Source organism: Amycolatopsis sp. NPDC043885 (assembly GCF_056435685.1).
The window spans coordinates 1-19252 of record NZ_JBWKEA010000009.1 but is presented as its reverse complement, the minus strand read 5'-3'; the positions used below and the strand labels follow the sequence as shown (position 1 = coordinate 19252).

Below are 19252 nucleotides of genomic sequence, written 5' to 3'. Positions count from 1 at the left end.
GGTTCCCCCGTTCAGATCGGGTGGTTGCCGTGCTTGCGCTGGGGCGCCGCCTTTCGCTTGTCCTGCAGCATGTCCAGCGCCCTGGCGACGGCGGACCGGGTGTCCGCGGGGTCGATGATGTCGTCGACCAGCCCGCGTTCGGCCGAGTACTGCGGGTTCATGAACTCCTCGGTGTATTCGGCGACCAGATGCGCGCGCAGCGCGTCCGGATCGGGCGCGGCGGCGAGATCCTTGCGGAACAGCACGTTGACCGCGCCCTCGGCGCCCATCACGGCGATCTGGTTGGTCGGCCACGCCAGCGAGAGATCGGTCCCGATGGACCGCGAGTCCATCACGATGTACGCGCCGCCGTACGCCTTGCGCAGGATCACCTGGACGCGTGGCACGGTCGCCTCGCAGTAGGCGTGCAGCAGCTGGGCCCCGTGCCGGATGATCCCCGAGTGCTCCTGCTCGACCCCCGGCAGGAAGCCGGGGACGTCCACGAGCGTCACCAGCGGGATGCTGAAGGCGTCGCAGAACCGCACGAACCGCGCCGCCTTCTGCGACGCCGGGCCGTCGAGCACGCCGGCGAACACCACCGGCTGGTTGCCGACCAGGCCGACCACCCGCCCGTCGATCCGCGCGAGCGCGCACAGCACGTTGCCTGCCCATCGCTCGTGCAGTTCGAAGAACTCGCCGTCGTCGGCCAGTTCCGCGAACACCTCGCGCATGTCGTACGGCTTGTTCGGCTCCACCGGGACGAGTTCGGCGAACCTGGGCCGCCGGTCCTTGCCCGCGTCCTGCGACGGCTCGCGGGGCGCGGGCTCCAGGTAGTTCGACGGCAGCAGCGACACCAGGTAGCGGACGTCGGCGAGGCAGCTCTCCTCGTCGTCGTGCACCACGGTCGCCACGCCGGACGACGCGCCGTGCACGTCCGCGCCCCCCAGTTCGTCGTGGCTGACCCGTTCCCCGGTCACGGTCTCGACGACGTCCGGCCCGGTCAGGTACATGCGGGCGGTGTCGCGCACCATGAACACGAAATCCGCGAGCGCGGGCGAATACGCCGCCCCGCCCGCGCACGGCCCCAGCACCACGCTGATCTGCGGGATGACGCCGGACGCCTCGACCTGGCGGCGGAAGATTCCGCCGTAGCCGTCGAGCGCCATGACGCCTTCCTGGATCCGCGCTCCCCCGCTGTCGTTGAGCCCGATCAGCGGCGAACCGGTGGCGATCGCCAGATCCAGCACCTTGTGGATCTTCGCCGCGTGCGCCTCGCCGAGCGAACCGCCGAAGACGGTGAAGTCCTGCGCGTAGACGAACACCCGCCGTCCGTCGATGGTGCCCGACCCGGCGACGACGCCGTCGGTGTACGGCCGGTTCTCCGCCAGCCCGAGCCCGCTCGCCTGATGCCGCCGGTACAGCTCGATCTCGGTGAAGGAATCCTCGTCCAGCAACAGTTCCAGCCGCTCGCGCGCGGTGTGCTTGCCGAGCGAGTGCTGCCGCCGGACGCCGTCGAGCCGCCCGTCGACGATGTGCTCGCGCAGCTCGTCGCGCTGGGCGCGCAGCAACGGCATCGTCGGCTGCGGCGGGTGCACCGGTTCGGCGCCGCGGGCGAGGGGGATCACCCGCCCGTCGGTCGCCCTCGGGACCCGGGAGCGCCGCAGCCGGTCCTCCGGCAGCGGCACCACCTCGGAGTCCTCCGCGCGTTGTGCTCCCGGGTCACCTTGCAGGGTCACGCCGCGTCCCGTAGCCGTGCATCACGCTCGAGTTCGTCAAGCTCGATCTCGCGCATGATGTCGCGCCAGCACACCCCCCGTCCGAGACGGGGCATGGTGGTCACCACTGGCGGCCGCTCGACCGTGGGCGCCGGGGCGGACGGGGTGGATTCGTTGATGGTCATGACTTTCCTCTCCTGTCAGGCCGATGCCCGGATCCGGCCGTCGATCTGGTGGTAGCCGCCGCTGTAGAAGACCAGCGAGTCCTGCGCGGTGCCGCGGCTGGAGGCGACCACCTTGCCGAGGAAGATCGAGTGGTCACCGCCTTCGTAGACTTCGGCCAGCTCGCATTCCAGCCACGCCAGCGCGCCGTCGAGCAGCGGGGCGCCGGTCTGCGGACCGGCCGTCCAGTCCACCGAGTCGAACTGGGCGAGCCCGGCAGGGCGGCGCCAGTCGGCGAAGTACTTCGCCAGTTCCTTCTGGTCCGACGCCAGCACCGTGACCGCGTACGAACCCGCCGTCACGATCGCCTCGTGCATCCGCGCCGCGCGGGAAACGCAGCACAGCACCATCGGCGGCTCCAGCGACACGGAGGTGACGGCGTTGGCGGTCATCCCGTGGGCCCGTTCGCCGCCGGCGGTCAGCACGGTGACCCCGGTGGCGAACTGGCCCATCACCTCCCGCAGCCCGGCCTGAGCGGACAACCGGCGGCGGGCCACGGGCGACGGCAGGCGTTTCAGCACGGGCCGCGAAGGCTCGTCCAGCGTGCCCACGTCATTCCCCCTTGCCGTCGACCGCGTACGGGGCCAGCGCCTCACGCAGCTGCTCGGGCACCCGGCTGGGCACCGTGGCCGTGTTCGGGCCGCGCATGCACGCGATCCGCTGCCTTCCGCGGGCCACCAGCCGCTCACCCTCGTCGGTGAGGTGGACGTAGTCGAAGGTGAACTGGACCTGGGTCTGCGTCAGCTCTTCCAGCCGCAGCCGGATGGACAGCTCGTCGAACGCGGTGATCTCCGCGTAGAACTCGCAATCCACCTTGAGCGTGAAGAGCTTGAGGTCGTCACGGACCTCTTCGAGCACCGCGGGCGCCTTCTCCTTCAGGAACATTTCGCGGCACCGGCCCTGCCAGCGCACGTAGTTCACGTAGTAGACGTTGCCCACCAGGTTGGTCTCTTCGAACCCGACGGTATGCAGGATCTCGTAGTAGTCGGCCATGTCAGTTCTCCTCTCCCTGGAGCACCGCGAAGACGACGGGATCGGGCCGGTCGTTGACGGTCGTCACCCAGGTGGCGATGCGGGCACCGCCGTGGGAAAGCACCGCCCAGCCGTCCGGGTCGACCCGGTGCACGGTGAGCGCCTGTGTCATGTCCCCGGTCTTGCGCACGCATTCCAGCGCGCTCCAGACCCTGGTGTGCGCGACCGAAAGCGGCTCGCGGGCGTCCGCGGCGAGCAGTTCGCCCACCGCCAGCAGATCCTCACCGAGCAGCCCCGCCCAGTCCTCGGGCGTCCGCTCGATCGCGGTTTCGACGTCGCACGCGACCCGGCCGCCGCCCGCGATCGCCAGGGTGAGGTCGGCGCTGTGCGACGCGCTCACCTCGACCCCGTCGGCCTCCGGTTTGCCGTCCGGGCGGTAGCGGATCTCGAGCGGGGCGTCGACGGCGCGGCCGGCGGCCAGTGCCGTCTGCGCCCGCCGTTCCGGCGTGGTCTCCACGGAAGCGCCCACCGGGTCCGGTTCGACGACGATCGCGCGGGACGAGCCGAGCAGCCGTTCCACGGAACGCTCCAAATAGGACCCGAGCATCGACGGAACCCACGGTCCTTCGCCGTCACGCTTGCGCACCGCGCGCAGCTTCAGCCCTTCCCAGCGCTCGACCAGCTTCCCGTCGGGGTTGCGGACGTCGAGGTCGTAGAGGTAGCTGTCGCCGTCCTGCGAACGCTCGCGGGCGTCGAGGAGCACGTACTCCGGGTCCTGCTCGCCGGGTTCGGCGAGGTACAGCCGCTCGATCCCTTGCGGCAACAGGGTCGCGTCCGGGACACAGCACTGGATCGCGTGCATCATCGCGTCGCGGGTGCCCGGGTCGGCCAGCAGCTTCTCCTGCGGGAGGAACGGCGCGAACCAGTCGACCTCGGCGCCGGTCGCGATCTCCGCGACCGCGTGCCGCGCGCTGGCCCGCCGGTAGCCGGTGACCCGCTGGAATCGCTTGCCCTGGAACAGGACCGTGCCGTACAGCTCGGTCGTCGGGTCGACCGGGACGGGCGGCAGCGCGACGTCGCGGACGACGGTCTCGCCGAGCGGATCCGGCCGGGAGAACCGCAGCCGGGCCCGGAAGTGGTCGGCGCTGAACCCGGTCTCCCCGCTTCGCAGCACCACGTCCACCGTTTCGGCGTCCCTGGCCAGCGCGGCGAGCCGGATCGTGGTCGACCCGCCCGGCGAGACGATGATCGGGCGCAGGAACTCGACGTCGGAGAGCACCGGCGCCGGCAGCGTTTCCGCGCCGAGGGCGGCCTTCGCGACCTGGGTCATCGCCTCCATCCCGATCACCGCCGGGAACAGCAGCTGACCGTCGAGCAGGTGGTCGGCCAGATACGGGTCGCTGCCCGCGGACAGGTCGGCCTCGGTGATCAGCTCGACACCCGGGTAGTGCACGACCGCCCGGTCGACGAAGCGGGTCAGCGGCAGTTCGCGCTTCTCCACCGGCAGGGTGGCCAGCCCCCCGGTCCGGCCGCAGACGACCAGCACCGACGGGGCGGTCGGATCGCCGACGACCTGGCGGAGGATCTCGATACCCTCCTCGGTCGGGATCGGGGTGATCCCGTCGCGCATCAAAGCGCTGACGACGCCGAGCTTTTCGCCCATGCCCGTCCCCGACCAGACCGACCATTCGAGGGCGATCGCCCTGGCCTGGGGGTGTTCCTGGCCGAAGCGGACGGTCAGTTCGGTCATCCAGTCGTTGGCCGTGGCGTAGTGCGCCTCGCCGCGCAGGCCCGCCCGTCCGATGATGCTGCCGAAGGTCACCAGCAGCTTGATCTTGTCCTGGTCGACGGCGTCGAGGACGGCGTTGAGGCCACCGATCTTCGGGGCCAGCGTCTTGCGGAAGCTCTCCTCGGTCAAGGAGAACAGCGCGGCGGGCTCGTTGCGGCCCGCGCCGTGCAGGACCGCGGTGACCGGGCCGAACTCGGCCTGCACGCGGCCGATCGCGTCGGCCACCTGACGGGCGTCGGTGACGTCGGCGCGTTCGTAGCGGTAGGTGATGCCCGCCGCCGCCATCCGGCCGAGGTTATCCGACAGTTCGGCGTCGTCGGCCGGGTCGCTCCGGCCGAGCAGCGCCAGTTTCGCGCCGGAGTCCTTGGCCAGCGCCAACGCGCTCTCGGCGGTGATGCCCTTGCCGCCACCCGTGACGAGCAGGACGTCGCCGGAGTCCAACGGGGTCCCCTCGGCCTCGGCCGGGGTCATGGCCGCGAGCTTCGGCACCGTGCGGACCCCGGCGGCGTCGTAGCGGACCTCGCTGAAGTCGTTGGTCGCCGCCACTTCGGCGACCACGGTGGACACCGCGGCGCTGACGGCCTCGGGATCGACCGGGCCGACGTCGGCGAGATCGACGATCGTGGTGCGGGCCGACGGATCCTCCAGGCGCAGCGTCTTCGCCAGACCGGAGGCACCGAGACCGTGCTGCACCACGACGAACCGCGTGCCGTTGGGCGCGGCCAGCACGGCGCGGCCCGCGTCGAGGAACAGGCCGACGTCGCCGGAACCGCTGTCGGAGTTCAGGCAGAGGAGGACACCGTCGCCGACGCCCGCGGTGGCCAGTGCCGCGCGCAGCGGCTCCGCCAGCGGATGGCCGTCCGGCGCGAACGCCGTCCACTCGGCGGTGGACAGCCCCGGCGTGAGATCTGGCGACGGTTTCGGCGCGACGACGTACTCGACCCCGAACGGCCGGACCCAGGGTCCGACGCCGGTGACCTCGGCCTGGTTGCTGTCGGCGGGTTTGGCGGTCTGGGCGAGTTCGTCGATCATCTCGGCGAGTTCGCCGAGACAGACGGTCGCGAAGTTCGGCATGCCCTCCAGCGCCGGGCGGCCGAGCGCCCGGGTCACGTCGTTGACGAGCTGGCCGACCGTGATCGACGAAAGGTGCAGGTCGTCGAGCGGATGCGTGTCGGCGGTGACCGCTTCGAGGGGCAGTTCCACCCGCTCGGAAGCGAGCTTGCGCAGCAGGTCGAGAGTGCTGCTGCCACCGCTCTCCGAAGCCGTTCCGGCCGGGGCCTCGGCAGGCGCGGCGGGGTCGGCGACCCGGTCGCGGGTCAGGTCGGCACCGATGGACGGCGCGGCCTCACACGGGCTGGTGAGGAACGAGAACTCCCCGTCCACCGGCAGCGTCCGCACGATCCGGCCGTCGAACAGCGCGGAGGTGTCCAGCGGGGCGCCGAACGTGAACGCGGCGCCCGCGACCTTCAGCAGCGCAGCCAGCTTCGGGCTGTCGGTGTCGATCGCGAGCACCGGCGTACCGGGCGCGATCTCGCCGAACAGTCCGGTGAGCACGTGGCCCGGGCCGACCTCGATCACCAGGTCGCTGCGCTCGGCGACCTTCGCGGCCGCCTCGCGGAAACGGACCGGCAGGACCACCTGGTCCCGGAGCAGATCGCGCAGGTCCTCGGCGGCGTGCAGGACGTCACCGGTCACCGTCGAGACGACGGGCCGGTCGAGCCTGGCGAAGTCGAACGCGGCCAGCTCCTCGGTCATCGCCTCGGCGGCCGGGACGACCGCCGGCGAGTGGAACGCGTGCGAGACGTTGATGCGGGTGGCGGTGACGCCCTCCGCACGGGCACGGGCGACCACCCGGTCGATCGCCTCCGACGGTCCGGAAAGGACGGTCTGCTCGGGCGCGTTGTAGCCCGCGATGACGACGTCCTCACCCTCGGCGAAGCGCTCGGCGACCCCCGGGCCGGCGGCGATCCCCGCCATGGCGCCGTTGCCGTCGCTCGCGGTCGCCATCACCTTGCCGCGGATCTTGGCCAGCTTGAGGACTTCGCGTTCGGTGAGCGCGCCACCCCAGTGCAGGGCGGTGAGCTCACCGAGACTGTGGCCGGCGACCGCCTGCGCTTCGATGCCGAGGCTCTTCAGGACGCGGAGCCCGGCGAGCGAACCGGTGACGATGCGCGGTTGCGCGACCTCGGTGGCGACCTGGTCGGCGCCGGTCGAAAGGCCCGCCGCGCGATAGATGTCGTCGGCGTGGGCGAAGCGCTTGCGCAGCGCGCCGACCGTACCGCGCCCGGAACCCTGGCCGGGGAACAGGAACCCGATCTTCGGGTCCTTGACGCGGGAGCCCGCGAAGATGCCGTCGCCGGTGGAGAAGACTTCCGGCTCTCCCTCGCCGAGGAGGTCGAGCAGCTTGGCCAGCTTGCGCTCGGCGTCCTCGGGATTGGTCGCGACGATCGCGGCGCGGACCGGTTTCCCGGACAGTTCCGCGGAAAGCGTGGCCGCGAGGTCCCCGAGCTCCGCCAGCGAGAGCTTCGGCACGACTTCCAGCAGACCGGTCAGCCTGCCGCGCAGCGACGCGGCGTCGTCGGCGTCGAGGAGCAGCAGTTCGCTGTCCTGCCGTCCGGCGACCAGCGAGCGGGTCCGCTCGTCGAGGTCCTTACGCCGGGCCGCGCCCGGCGCCTCGGTGACGGTGACGTGCGAGTTGATGCCGCCGAAGCCCATCGCGGAGACACCCGCGCGGACCGGGTGGTCCGCGGGCCACAGCCCGGCCTCGGTCGGGACGTACATCCGCGCGGAGTCGCCGACCAGCGACTCGTGCGGCTCGTAGTGGCCGGTCGCGGGCGGGATGACCTGGTGGTACACCGCCAGCGTCGCCTTGATCAGCCCGGCGACACCGGCCGCGGCCTTGGTGTGGCCGATATTGCCCTTGATCGTGCTCAGCGCGGCGCGATCGGCGAGCGGGTCGGCGTCGCGGCGGGCGGTTGAGAGCGCCTCGATCTCGGTGGCGTCGCCCAGCGCGGTCCCGGTGCCGTGGCCCTCGAAGTAGGAAACGGTTTCGACGCCGTAACCCGCCTTCTCGTACGCCCGCTGAAGCGCGAGACGGTGACCCGAGGCCTCCGGACGGGTGATGCCGCCCTTGCCGTCGGAAGAGACACCCCAGCCGCCGATGCTGGCGTAGATCCGCTTGCCCTGCGCGATCGCGTCGTCCTCGCGCATCAGCACGAGCATGCCGGAACCTTCGCCGGGCCAGAAACCGTTGGAATCGGCGTCGTAGACCTTCATCTCCCGCTTGGCGAGCGCGCCGGTCTTGGCGAAACCGATCACCTCGAACGGGTCGATCGACAAGTCGACACCGCCCGCGATGGCGACGTCGAGGTCGCCCTCGGAAAGCGCGTTCGCCGCCGTGACCACCGAAAGCAGCGAAGACGAGCAGGCGCCGTCCACGGTGAACCCGCCACCGCCGAAGTCGAAGAAGTTGCAGACGCGGCCGGCGATCGTGTTCGCCAGCCCGCCCGCGAGCGTGTCCTCGTCGATCGCGGGGAACGGGGCCTTGTACTGCGCCTCGAGGTCGTGAAGGAACTCGGCGGTGTCACTTTCGGCCCAGCCGCGCTCGGCGAGGGCCGCCGCGACCGTGCGGCGCACGTACGGCCAGCGCAGCCGCATGATGTTGGCGCGCGAGAACTCGCCGGTGAGGCTGTTGCCGATGACCACGCCGGTGGCGGACCGCGGCAGCCCCTCGCCCTCGGGGAACCCCGCGTCCGCCAGCGCCTGCGCGGCGACGTCGAGCGCCAGCCAGTGCGTGGTGTCGGTCGACCGGAACGTGCTGCCCGCGACCTTGTACTTGATCCGGTCGAATTCCCAGTCGCGGAGCACCGCGGCCTTCTGGGCGTAGAAACGGTCCGGCGCCTTGGGGTCGGGCGAGTAGTAGTCCTCGCGGTTCATCCGCTCGTCGGGCAATCTCCGGAACGCCCTGCGGCCGGCGAGGACGTTCTCCCACAGTTCTTCCGGGGAACCGGCGTCCGGGTATCGGAGACCGATACCGACAATCGAAATCCGCTCAACGCTCATGCCACCGCACTCCCCTAGCTCTCAAGACTCAAGTCACGGAATCCGGTCCCGGCGCCGGGCTCTGTTCCCAGAAACGCGGCCGCCGTCCGTTCGCGCAGTCCGGTCAAGCATGAACCGGCGGCGGGTGCGAAGTCTTCTCTCTGGTTGTTGAAGGTGATCCGGCCTCTGGCCGAGCGATCAGGGCCAGGCACGTTCGGATGTCGGCATCAGTGCCTCCGTCGTGAACCGGGTGAGCCGGGAGTGGAATCGCCCAAAGCGGCCCGACGCGACCTCGACTGTCCACTAGGGACAGTGTCGAGACCGAAGCGCCCGATTCGAGCGCTTCTCGACCGGGTCTTGAGTGACAAAGAGCGCTCTATCGAGGGGCAAGGCAAAGGTGTCGCCGGTTGGGGGTGCGTGGAAACAGGGACGTTGAGTATCCCTATTTCCACCCACCCGTCCTGCACTGGTCGCGACAGGGACGGTCTCGCCGGACTGTGTGGATTTCGGGTCATCCAACGCACCAAAATCCACACAGCGAGGGACGCGGTCCGATGGAGGGAGGCGGTCCGGCGCCGCGCCTGAACACGACACCTTTGATTTACCTGTCAACAACCCTCATTACCACTTACGACCCCGCTCGAAACCGCACATATCGCCCCAGATCAGGCACTCAGGAGCCGACCACTGTCCTCAGTGGACGGTCGGGACCCCGCCGGCGCCCAGAATCACGTCCCGAGGGCGGGCCGACGACGTCGCGAAAGCCACTTTCGCAACGTTGAACGTTGGGAAAGTGGCTTTCGCGACACAACACCGACCGCGCGGCCTCACCGACCACGAAACGAAGCGACCGAAACAGCACGAGCGGCGGCCGTGAAACTCGCCCACCCCACCAGCTCGACCAGCTCTCGATCAGCCAGCCCCGCGGCCGCGACCAGAGCGTCGTCGACCTGGTAAGGCGCCTTCGCGACCACCAAGGCCAACCGGACCCCGGGATCGTCGAACGCGTCCACCCAAGACCGGCTCAGCCCAGGTGGCATACCGTCCCAAGTGGACAGATCGCGCTCCACGGCCTCCCGAACGGCCGAAGGCACCGCCAATGCGCCAAACACCGACGAAGCACGGGAGAAGGCGTCCGCGACCACAGGATTGCCCGCGGCCCAGCCGAAATCTCCCGAACCCGGGGGAAGCAGCTCCAGCGACTCCCCCGGCGAAGCATCCTCCACCGGACGAAGGAACCGCCCCAGGACCGCCTTGGCCTTGGCACGCGCCGAATCCGGCACGGACGAAGGTAACGGCGACGGCCCGAGGAACACGCTCACCACCCGGTTCAGGTAGTGGAACGCGAACGCGACGGCGGTCAGCTCCGCACGGGCACCCGCCGTCAAGGACCCCGCACGAGGGTCGGCCTCCGAAGAGCGCCCGAGCGAGTCCAGTGCCATCCCGTGGACTTCGACACAGTACGGACACGAGTTCTCCCGCGACACCAGGGTCGCGACGACCTCCCGGTCCGCCCGGCTCGTCTCTCCGGCCGCCACCAGCGACTCTCGCAGCATCACCCAGCTCGCCGCGAGCACGTCCGGCGACGGCGAATGCAGCGCCACCGGCGGGGCCAGCATGCCGAAGTCGCGTTCAAGCCGGCCGTAGACGTCGCGCACGAGTCCGGTCGCCCGGCCGAAGGACACCGGCCGGACGTACCGGACTTCGCGCAACGCCCGTCGCAGCGCGAGCCTCACCAGCGCAGGCGCCATGATCAGTTCCCGGCCACCAGCGACAGCTTGCTGACAGCACGCCGCCCGGTGATGGAGCCGTCCGGGGCGGGAGCGCCGTAGGTGACGTCGACGCCGCGTGTCTGAAGCGCCCGCACGATACCCGGCACCGACCGCTCGGCCAGCGCCGCGATCGTCATCGCCGGGTTCACCGTCAGCGCGCCCGGCACGGAAGCGCTGTCGGTCACGAAGATCCCGGGGTGATCGCGGAGTTCGTGGTTCGGGTGCAGCGCCGAGGTCGCCGGGTCGTCACCGATCCGGCACGACGCCAGCGGGTGCACGGTGTACGCGCCGACGACGTCGTTGGTCCACGGCGCCACCTTCGCCAGGCCGTCCTTTTCGAGGATCTCCTTGCACTCCGCGTCGGCCAGCGCCCAGCCGTGCCGGGTGTTCGGCGTCGGGTCGTACTTCAGCGGACCGCGGCCGAGCATCTGCTGCGAGATGCGGTAGGCGTTGCCGGTGGGCGGCGGCGCGCCGAAGACACCCTCGTTGTCGTCCTCGGTCATCAGGAAGATGGTCAGCCAGGAGGCCCACTTCTTGAGGATCTCCTTCTTCTGCGCCCCGAACCAGCGAGGTTCGTCGCCGTCGGGCACCTGCGCCAGGATCGTGCCGAGCCCCGGCGGGAAGTACAGCTGCTCCAGCGAGTACCGCTCGTACTCCGGCAGCGAACCGTCGAGCTTGTCCCAGTTCGCCACGGTCGGGCCCTTGCCGATGTGGTTGGCCTCGTAGACCTTCCCGTCCTCACGGGACAGTCCGAGCACCTCGCGGACCCGTTCCTCGTTGATGATCGCGGTGTTGAGCCGCTCACCGTTGCCCGAGAAGTACCGGCCGACCCCGTGCGGCATGGTGCCCAGCGCCGCCTCGGAACGCTGCAGGATCACCGGGGTCGCGCCGGCACCCGCGGCGATGATCACGATCTTCGCGTCGATCGTCCCACTGCCGGACTGGAGGCGGTAGTCCTCGTCGTCGACGACGTTGAAGTGCACGCGGTAGTCACCGCCGTCGACCCGCTCGATCCGCTGGACCTCGTGCAGCGGCCGGATCTTCGCGCCGTGCGCGAGCGCGGCGGGCAGGTAGTTGGTCAGCAGCGAGCGTTTCGCGTCGAACCGGCAGCCCGCCATCATGAAGTTGCAGTTCACGCACCGGTCGTTGTCCACCGCGACCGGCGCCGGGTTGGCGGTCCGGCCGGAGTGGTCGCAGAACGCCGCCCACAGGCCACCGGCGTACGAGACGTCGTTCCAGTCCTGTTTGGACACCGGAAGCGATTCCGAAACGCGGTCGTACCAAGGCTCCAGCGAGTCCCGCGTGATCTCCGAAGGCCACATGCGGCGGCCGATGCTGCCGTGGCGCTCGAACACGAACTTCGGCGCACGCGGCATCGCGGCGAAGTACACCACGCTGCCACCGCCGACGCAGTTCCCGCCGAGCACACTCATCCCGTCGCCGACGACGAAGTCGAAAGCCCGGGTGTAGGACGAGCCGAGCAGATAGTCGTGCTCGAAGTCCTTCGTCTCCAGCCACGGCCCGCGTTCCAGCACGGTGACCTTCGCCCCGCCCGCGGCCAAGTGGTAGGCGGGGATGGAGCCACCGAACCCGCTGCCGACGATGACGACGTCGGTCTTGTCGTAGGCAGTCATGCGGGGCTCCCGGAAGGTGTCGTGTCGGGGTGGAGCCGCGCCAGCTCGCGGCGATAGGAGAACTTCGGGAACCGCCACAGCCCGTCTTCGTCCGGCGCGGTGTACCCCATCGCCAGCAGGCCGGGGTGCCCCTCGGCGATGGCTTCGGCGGTGTGTTTGTGCGCCGCGCTGTCGAAGGACATGTTGCAGAACAGGGCGAGGCTCACCCAGCCGTCCTTCTCCGGATGCCCGGGCGCGGTCAGCGACCGCACGAGCGCCGTCCTGTCGGCGAAGGACAACGCGACGAACGGTGGCAGCGACTCGTCGAGCGCGAGGTCGTGCTCCTTGGCGTAGCCCTTCGCGTGTTCGTTGAGGGACTGCGCCAGATACGGCAGCCCGACGGTCACCCCGGTCGCGTCGGTGTGCAGCAGTTCGAGCGCACCCGCCACGACCGCGCCCGGCCCCTCCGCCGCGCCGGCGATCGCGTGGTCGCCGGGGAATCGCTTCTCCCCCGGCAGGATCGTGTCCGCGTAGGCCTCCAAAGTGGACACCTTGACCTGTTCGTCCGAATCCACGGAACCTACCTCCTGTTCCTGGTGTGCACGGTCATCGGCAGCCCGCCCCGCACCCGGAGCGACAACATCGCTTCGGGCACCACTTCGTAGCCGGGGAGCTTCCTGAGTTCGAGGTCCCGCAGGACCATCGTCAGTACGAAGACGGCCTCCATCACGCCGAGGCTGTTGCCGATGCAGAACCGCGGCCCGGCGCCGAACGGGATGTAGGCGTACCGGGGCCGTCCGCTCGGCCGGTCCGGATCGAACCGGTCCGGGTCGAACCGCTCCGGCTCCGGCCAGAACTCCGGGTGCCGGTGCAGCGTGTAGGGCACGACGACGACGTCGGATCCGGCGGGGACGTGATAGCCGCCGATCTCGTCGTCGGCCTGCGCCACCCGCGGCAGCAGCCACACCGGCGGATACAGCCGCATGACCTCTTCCACGACCCTCGCCGTGTACGGCAACCGGTGCAGGTCGTCGTGTGTCGGCAACTGGTCGCCCAGTACCGCGTCGGCCTCGGCACGCAGTTTCGCCGCGATCTCGGGATGTTCGTCGAGCAGGTGGAACGCCCAGCCCAGCGTGCTCGCCGTCGTCTCGTGCCCGGCCAGCAGCAGCGTGATCAGCTCGTCCCGCATCTGCTCGCGGGTCCCGTCGGTCGCGATGAGGCGGGAGAGCACGTCCTCGCCGTTCTCGACCGGGTTGGCCAGCCGCTGCTCGACGAGTTCGTCGGCGATACGGCGGAGGTCGGCCCGCGATTCCCGGAACCGCAGTTGTTTCTTCAGCGGGGCCCACTGCGGGACCATGCTCAGCGTCACCGCTTCGAACATCGCCTGGTCCTGCACGGCTTCGAAGGAGTGCCCCAGCGAGGCGAATCCGCCGAGGTCCGCGTCGAGCAAGGTCTTGCCGAGCACACCGAGGGTCAGCCCGGTCATCTCGTGCAGGATCTCCACCGGTCCTTCGGTGTCCCGCAAGCGTTTCACGAGTCCTTCGACCTCGTTCGCGACGACCGAGGCCTGCCGCGCGATCCGCTTGGGCTGGAACACCGGCTGGATGGTCCGGCGCTGCTTCTTCCAGACGTCGCCGTCACTGGTGAGCAGCCCGTCGCCGAGTGCCCGCCTCGCCTCCTGGAGGCCGATTCCCTTGTGGTAGTTGGCCGCGTTGTCCGCGAGCACGTGTTTCGCCAGGTCGGGGTGGTTCACCAGGTACATCGTCTTGGGACCGATCGCGATCCGGACGACGTCCCCGTGCGCCTCCGCCGAATCCGACATGAGCGCCAGCCGGTCGGTGAAGAGCTTCTTCAGCAGACCGAAGGTCGCCCGGCGCGGCGGGCCGGGCGGCGCGAGACGCGCCGCCCGGCTGGTTTCCGCACCGTGGGTCATGCCGCCACGGCCCCGGTTTCCGTCTCCGGCTTCTCGGCCGGTTTGGGCAGGGAGGTGACTTCGGCCGCCTTCGCCTGCTCGGCCTCCCACTTCTCGGTGGCCTTCTTGGAGAAGTGCAGCCCCCACAGGAAGCCGCCGCGGATGAGGCAGACCAGCGCGGTGGCGAGGAACAGGCCGTAGGCCACGTGCACGACCATGAAGAACCCGTACGCCAGCGCCACGCCCGAACCGAACAGGACCTGCGACGCGGGCTTCGACGGGGTCGTGCCCGGGTCGGTAACCATGTAGTTCGTGTAGAGCACGAACGCCACCCCGGTCATCATCCCGAGCGCGCCGGGGATCGCGGTGTCGAACATCCACCCGCGGATGATCGCCTGGAGGGCGAAGGTGATCAGCCAGGCGCCGATCAGCCACATCCGCTGCGTCAGCATCGCGTTGAGGACGGTGCCCGAGACGATGATGATGCCGACGATCAGCCAGCCGACCCAGGAGTCGACCTGCTCGGTGAAGTGATACGGCGGCGCGATGCTCGCCCAGGGGAACACCAGCAGGATGATCGTGATACCGAAGTTCGACGGGTTCATGTAGTGCCGCAGCCGGCCGCGCACCGGGGCCTGCAGGACCCATTTGGCGCCGACGGCGACCACCACGCCGAACATCATGACCAGCACCTGGTCGTTGACGTAGGTGAGCATGTTCAGCGCGAGACCAGTGATGTGCGCCGGGAAGAGGAACTCCACAAGTCCCTTGAAACCGTTGCCGCGGAAGCGGACCTCCCGGCCCTGTGTCCGGGCGCCGATGATCTCCAGCAGGATTTCCGTGGCGTAGGCCGTGGCCAGCGCGATGAACGGATAGGTGTAGGGCTGCTCGAAACCGAGCACGGTGTAGCCGATGATGTTGAAGACGGTGATCGAGATCGCGAACCGGCGGAGGGCCGTGATCGTCTTGTTGCTCTTCGGTGCGGTGAGTGTCTGCTCAGCCATGACGGTCATTTCTCCTTAGCCTGAGCGCCGAGCTGGAAGGTGTGGCTGCCCGGGGTCAGCTGGACTTCCTGCGTGCGGATCTGCCCGGTCAGGTCGCGCCACTGCAGGCAGACCTTCACCGGCCCGGTGACCTTGCCGAGTCCGATCTGGATCTCGTGGCTGCGCTTGCCGGAGTGGCCGCTGCCACCGTCGACGCGGTCCATGTACTTCTTGCCGTCGGGGGTTATGACGGTGACCTGCGCGCCGATCGCCGCGGTGCCCGCGGCCTGGAGCGGACCGTCCGCCGAAGCCTTGTCGTGCACCAGCTTCAGGTTCAGGTACGCCCCGGAGTCGGGGCTGACATTGCGGTAGAAGATCGGCTGCTCCCACTGGCGGGCCACGGCGAAGTCGAGCTTGCCGTCGCCGTCGGCGTCGCCGGTGGCGATACCGCGCGTGGGCACCGGGACCGCGAGCCCGAGGCGCGGGGCCAGGTCGGTGTAGCGGCCGTCGGCGCTCTTGGCCCAGAAGTGCAGGGTGTGGTCGCCACCGACGTCGTCACCGGCCACCATGTTCGGCCAGAAGGACGGGTGCTTCAGCAGTTCGTCGTTCGAGGTCGCCAGTTCCTGCAGCTGCGGCCAGCGGTTGACGTCACCCTTGACGAACCCGGTCGCCTGCGTGATCACCGATTCGCCGCTGTTGTTGTAGTCGGCGATCTTGACGTCCCAGCCCCAGCCGGACCACGCGGTGCCCGCCTGTGCGCTGCGGTCGACCCACGGCGCCTCGCCGCCCTGCAGACGGCCGCGCAGATCCGCGGTGTCCTTGGCGGTGTTCATGAACTGGAAGTGGCTTTCCTCGATCCCCCAGGACGTCGTGATGTTGCTGACGTACAGGTCGTAGAGACCGTCGTGGTCGAGGTCGGCGAAGTCGACGCCCATGCCCTTGAAGGAGTCGTTGCCGAGCACCTTGGACTTCGGGTCGTTGGGCCCGCGGACGCCCTTCACCTCGGCGAACTCGACGTGACCGGGGCGGGATTTGTTGTACAGCAGGCGGTCGTGGCCGAAGTCGTTGCCGATGTAGAGCTCCGGCAGGTTGTCGCCGTCGACGTCGGTCGCGCTGGCCGCGAGCGACCAGCCGCCCTGGGCGTCGGCCGGGATGGCCTTGTCGTCGAGGGCGAACGACGCGGTCGGCTTCGCGCCCTGGGTGGCGCCGGTGAACCGCAGGATGTACTTGCCGCCGGCGTTGTCCGCGTGCGACATCGACTTGTTCATCTCGACCCCGCCGGAGACGCGGTCGTCCAGCACCGCGCTGTCGGGGAAATAGTTGCCGATGAAGATGTCCTGGTGGCCGTCGCCGTCGAAGTCACCGACCGAGGCGGCGTTGGTGTTCCACAGTGGACCGGAGTATTCGCCGTTCTTGGAGTTGTTGCCCGGCACCAGTTCCACCGGCTCGTAGGCCTTCGGCTCCAGCTTCGTGGCGCCCGGCTTCGAGAGGAACAGGATCGGGGTGCGGCCCCAGTAGTAGGCCAGAAGGTCGACCCGGCCGTCCTCGTTGTAGTCCGCGGGCACACAACCCATGGGCGCGATGTACTTGCCCATCGGCAGCGGCGCCGCGTCGAGCGCGAACGGCGCGTAGCGGTCACCGCCCTTGCCCGGCGTCGGGGTGATGACGACCTGGTCGCTGCGCGGGTCGACGAAGCACAGGTCGTTCGCGAGCCGGTCGCCGTCGAGGTCGTTGACCGCGATCGCGGCGCCGACCGACGAGATCCAGGCCCGGATGTGCTCGTAGTCCTTGTTCACCGTCCGGATCGACTGGCTCTTCGCCGCTTCCGGCAAGGCGATCGTGAGTGGTTCGAACGCGTACTTCGAGGCCATCGTGTCGGCCTCGGCGGTCGAGACCGTGGGCAGCTGGGCCACCACGAACAAACCCGCCATCAGCACCAACGCCACGATGCCCGCAAGCTGCTTGCGGAGCCAGCCCAAGGTCGCGGTCATTTCCCTGCACCTCCAGATTTGAGAACCTCGACGGCGATGCGCTGTCGCCAGGTTTCGAATGCCGGGAGTTCGCCGTCGACCACGGTCGCCGGGCGCACCTCCTGGGTGATGGCTGCGGCCCGCTCGGCCGGCAGCCCGCAGATCGCCTGCGTGGCGATCTCGGTCTCGGGGATCAGCAGCCCGGCGCGGACGCGGGCTTCGGCGGCGAAAGCGCTGCCCTGGGCGAGGTTTCCGCGGTGCTCACCGGCGAACTCGGCCAGCTTCAGCAGTTCGTCGGAAGTGACCCCGCAGGCATAGGTCGAGGCGAGCCCGACCCCGGCGTAGAGGTCTCCGTGGCGCCGCTCCGGGAAACGCGCGATCGCGTCGGCGACCAGATCGACGTCGGTACCGCAGATGAACCACAACGCCCGCCCGATGCCCTGGTCGATCGCCCGCAGCGAGTACCCGTCGTTGCCGGGCGGCCAGGAGAAGTCCGGGTCCTGGAACTGCCCATCGATGTACTTCGCCGTCTTGAAGTACGCCTGGTGGAAGCCGTACCCGTCGAGCACCAGCCAGCGCAGCAACGGGTCGAAGTCCTCGGCGGAGGGCCAGCGGAAGCGCGGCAGCCGCGCCATCGCCCAGCCGACGCCGACGTAGATGATGTAGTCGTGCTTCTCACCGGGCCCGTCGAGGAACCCCGCGATATGCCGTTGTCCACCGCCCGGCAGCCCGTCCAGCATTCCGTAACCCATTCCCGCGCCTTCGTAGGCGAAGCCGCGGTATTTCACCGGAATACGTTCGAGCCATTCTTCCGCCTGCTCGACGGAACGCGCCTCGACCGCGTGCGCGTAACCGAGCAGGAATTTCTCACCGACGGTCTCCAGCAATTCTTGAGCGGCCGGGCTCTTCTTGTGGAAACCGCGCTTGTCCAGTGACGTCTCGGAGACGTCCGGCGTGATCATGCGGCGTCTGATCGTGCGCCAACCATTGCCCAACGCACTCTCCCCCTAACGGGTGGATTCGAATTCCGGATCGCTTAAAGCGTCACATGCGTGGTGATAGCCCAGCTACTCCACGGTTGCGTCCGCGTTCTCCCGGTTTGCGAGACCGGGAGAACGCGGGAACGACTTTCGGTCAGGCAACCGCGCGCAGGTACCCGGGCGCCGGCGCGACCATCCGGTTCCCCGCCGGCGTCGAGCCACCGGCGAGGGTGATCGCCATCGGCGCGTCGATCGGCAGTGGGGCGCGCATCGGCATCCGGAGGTGGACCATGCCGTACCGGGTGATGTCGACGCGGCCGGGCAGCGTGCCCACGGAGAACGAGGACGCCGCGGTCCCGGCGGCGTGTTCGGCCACCCCGATGACGGTCCACCGGCCCTCGGGGACGTTCTGGATCTCGATGTCCGCGGACAGGACGTTCGCCCTGCCACCGAAGGCGACCGGGCCGCACTGCGGGATCGACTCGGCGAACAGTCCGATGAGGACGGTCGCCGGGCCCGCCCCGCGCGGGGTCTCGACCCGCACGCTGATCGTGCCGGTACCGGTTCGCATCGTGGGGCTGCCCATTCCGGCGCTGTGCAACGCTTCCAGGGTCGGAAGCCGCTGGAAGTGCGGGGCCATCGCCACGAGCAGCTCGCCGACCTCTGGATCGCGGTACCGGGTCGGGGTCATCCCGACCGCACGGGTGAAGCGGCTCGTGAACGTGCCGACACTGCTGTAGCCGACGCTGCACACGATGTCCGACACCGTCAGCGATGTCGTCAGCAGCAGTCGTTTCGCTTCGAAGAGCCGGATCGCGGTGAGGTAGCGGCCGGGGGTGACACCGGTCGCCTTCGCGAAGATCCGCGAGAAATGGAACGGGCTGACGAAGACTTCCTGTGCCAGGTCGCTCAAGGTGATCGGGTCGAAATACCTCGCGTGCATCGCGGAGATGGCCTGCAGGACCGCGGGTTGCAAGGGGGACGCCGGCTCAGGGTGCCGACCGGGTTCGGTGACGCCTTTCTCGTTCGCCGCCATGGCGACTGTTCGTAGCTGCATCAGACCAACCTCGGATTCGCTGTCGCTTTTCTCTGTACGCCAGCTAACGCGTCGGTGATTTCAGCGGGCTCGATGAGCGATCGAGATGGGTCCTGCGGTCTTGTCCGAACTTGCGCGATCGGCGGACGGTCGTGGGGGGTGAAGAAGGGTCTCACCATCTTTCCCCCCCCCCACCGCCCCCCCCAAAACCCCCCCCCCCCCCCCCCGCGTCCCCCAGGAAACCGAGCACGCCCCCCCCCACGACGAC

At 69.4% G+C, this 19252-nt stretch carries 13 protein-coding genes; all 13 read right to left on the bottom strand.

Annotated features, from left to right (window positions below):
* Positions 1-11 precede the first annotated feature (11 nt).
* The gene (locus AC069I_RS24860) at positions 12-1715 is read right to left on the bottom strand and encodes an acyl-CoA carboxylase subunit beta (protein WP_457956842.1); all 1704 of its coding nucleotides are present in this window, start codon (positions 1713-1715) and stop codon (positions 12-14) included.
* A complete protein-coding gene (locus AC069I_RS24855; protein ID WP_340687573.1) occupies positions 1712-1879 on the bottom strand; it encodes a DUF6222 family protein in 168 nt (55 codons plus the stop codon). Before AC069I_RS24855 ends, AC069I_RS24860 begins: the two co-directional genes overlap by 4 nt.
* A gap of 15 nt (positions 1880-1894) precedes the next feature.
* Positions 1895-2467 carry a flavin reductase family protein gene (locus AC069I_RS24850; RefSeq protein WP_340687572.1) on the bottom strand — a complete coding sequence of 191 codons (573 nt, stop codon included), beginning with the start codon at positions 2465-2467 and terminating at the stop codon, positions 1895-1897.
* Between the two features lies 1 nt (position 2468).
* Complete coding sequence (locus AC069I_RS24845; protein ID WP_340687571.1) at positions 2469-2909, bottom strand: acyl-CoA thioesterase; 441 nt, start codon at positions 2907-2909, stop codon at positions 2469-2471.
* 1 nt (position 2910) lies between these two features.
* Positions 2911-8739, bottom strand: a complete 5829-nt coding sequence (locus AC069I_RS24840; RefSeq protein ID WP_478266496.1) for a type I polyketide synthase — start codon at positions 8737-8739, stop codon at positions 2911-2913.
* Positions 8740-9545: 806 nt separating this feature from the next.
* The gene (locus AC069I_RS24835; RefSeq protein ID WP_478229179.1) at positions 9546-10469 is read right to left on the bottom strand and encodes a carboxymuconolactone decarboxylase family protein; all 924 of its coding nucleotides are present in this window, start codon (positions 10467-10469) and stop codon (positions 9546-9548) included.
* A 2-nt stretch (positions 10470-10471) separates the two neighbouring features.
* The gene (locus tag AC069I_RS24830) at positions 10472-12124 is read right to left on the bottom strand and encodes a GMC family oxidoreductase N-terminal domain-containing protein (RefSeq protein ID WP_478266495.1); all 1653 of its coding nucleotides are present in this window, start codon (positions 12122-12124) and stop codon (positions 10472-10474) included.
* Entirely contained in the window at positions 12121-12678 is a 558-nt protein-coding gene (locus AC069I_RS24825) for a DUF5987 family protein (protein ID WP_340687567.1), read from the bottom strand. Before AC069I_RS24825 ends, AC069I_RS24830 begins: the two co-directional genes overlap by 4 nt.
* Before the next feature lie 5 nt (positions 12679-12683).
* Complete coding sequence (locus AC069I_RS24820) at positions 12684-14036, bottom strand: cytochrome P450 (protein WP_478229177.1); 1353 nt, start codon at positions 14034-14036, stop codon at positions 12684-12686.
* On the bottom strand, positions 14033-15028 hold the full coding sequence (locus AC069I_RS24815; protein WP_478229176.1) for an enediyne biosynthesis protein: 996 nt from the start codon (positions 15026-15028) through the stop codon (positions 14033-14035). The genes AC069I_RS24820 and AC069I_RS24815 overlap by 4 nt, the downstream gene beginning before the upstream one ends.
* Positions 15025-16989, bottom strand: coding sequence for a CRTAC1 family protein (locus AC069I_RS24810; RefSeq protein WP_478229175.1), 1965 nt, complete (start codon positions 16987-16989; stop codon positions 15025-15027). The genes AC069I_RS24815 and AC069I_RS24810 overlap by 4 nt, the downstream gene beginning before the upstream one ends.
* Positions 16986-17942 (bottom strand): DUF1702 family protein, encoded by a 957-nt coding sequence (locus AC069I_RS24805; RefSeq protein ID WP_478229239.1) that lies wholly within the window; start codon positions 17940-17942, stop codon positions 16986-16988. Before AC069I_RS24805 ends, AC069I_RS24810 begins: the two co-directional genes overlap by 4 nt.
* A gap of 160 nt (positions 17943-18102) precedes the next feature.
* Positions 18103-19005, bottom strand: coding sequence for a helix-turn-helix domain-containing protein (locus tag AC069I_RS24800; protein ID WP_478229174.1), 903 nt, complete (start codon positions 19003-19005; stop codon positions 18103-18105).
* Positions 19006-19252: the final 247 nt, after the last annotated feature.

Coding starts and splice junctions, on each gene's coding strand:
- AC069I_RS24810 (WP_478229175.1), bottom strand. CDS start 16,989: ATGACCGCGACCTTGGGCTGGCTCCGCAAGCAGCTTGCGGGCATCGTG.
- AC069I_RS24835 (WP_478229179.1), bottom strand. CDS start 10,469: ATGGCGCCTGCGCTGGTGAGGCTCGCGCTGCGACGGGCGTTGCGCGAA.
- AC069I_RS24855 (WP_340687573.1), bottom strand. CDS start 1,879: ATGACCATCAACGAATCCACCCCGTCCGCCCCGGCGCCCACGGTCGAG.
- AC069I_RS24830 (WP_478266495.1), bottom strand. CDS start 12,124: ATGACTGCCTACGACAAGACCGACGTCGTCATCGTCGGCAGCGGGTTC.
- AC069I_RS24840 (WP_478266496.1), bottom strand. CDS start 8,739: ATGAGCGTTGAGCGGATTTCGATTGTCGGTATCGGTCTCCGATACCCG.
- AC069I_RS24800 (WP_478229174.1), bottom strand. CDS start 19,005: ATGCAGCTACGAACAGTCGCCATGGCGGCGAACGAGAAAGGCGTCACC.
- AC069I_RS24815 (WP_478229176.1), bottom strand. CDS start 15,028: ATGACCGTCATGGCTGAGCAGACACTCACCGCACCGAAGAGCAACAAG.
- AC069I_RS24820 (WP_478229177.1), bottom strand. CDS start 14,036: ATGACCCACGGTGCGGAAACCAGCCGGGCGGCGCGTCTCGCGCCGCCC.
- AC069I_RS24845 (WP_340687571.1), bottom strand. CDS start 2,909: ATGGCCGACTACTACGAGATCCTGCATACCGTCGGGTTCGAAGAGACC.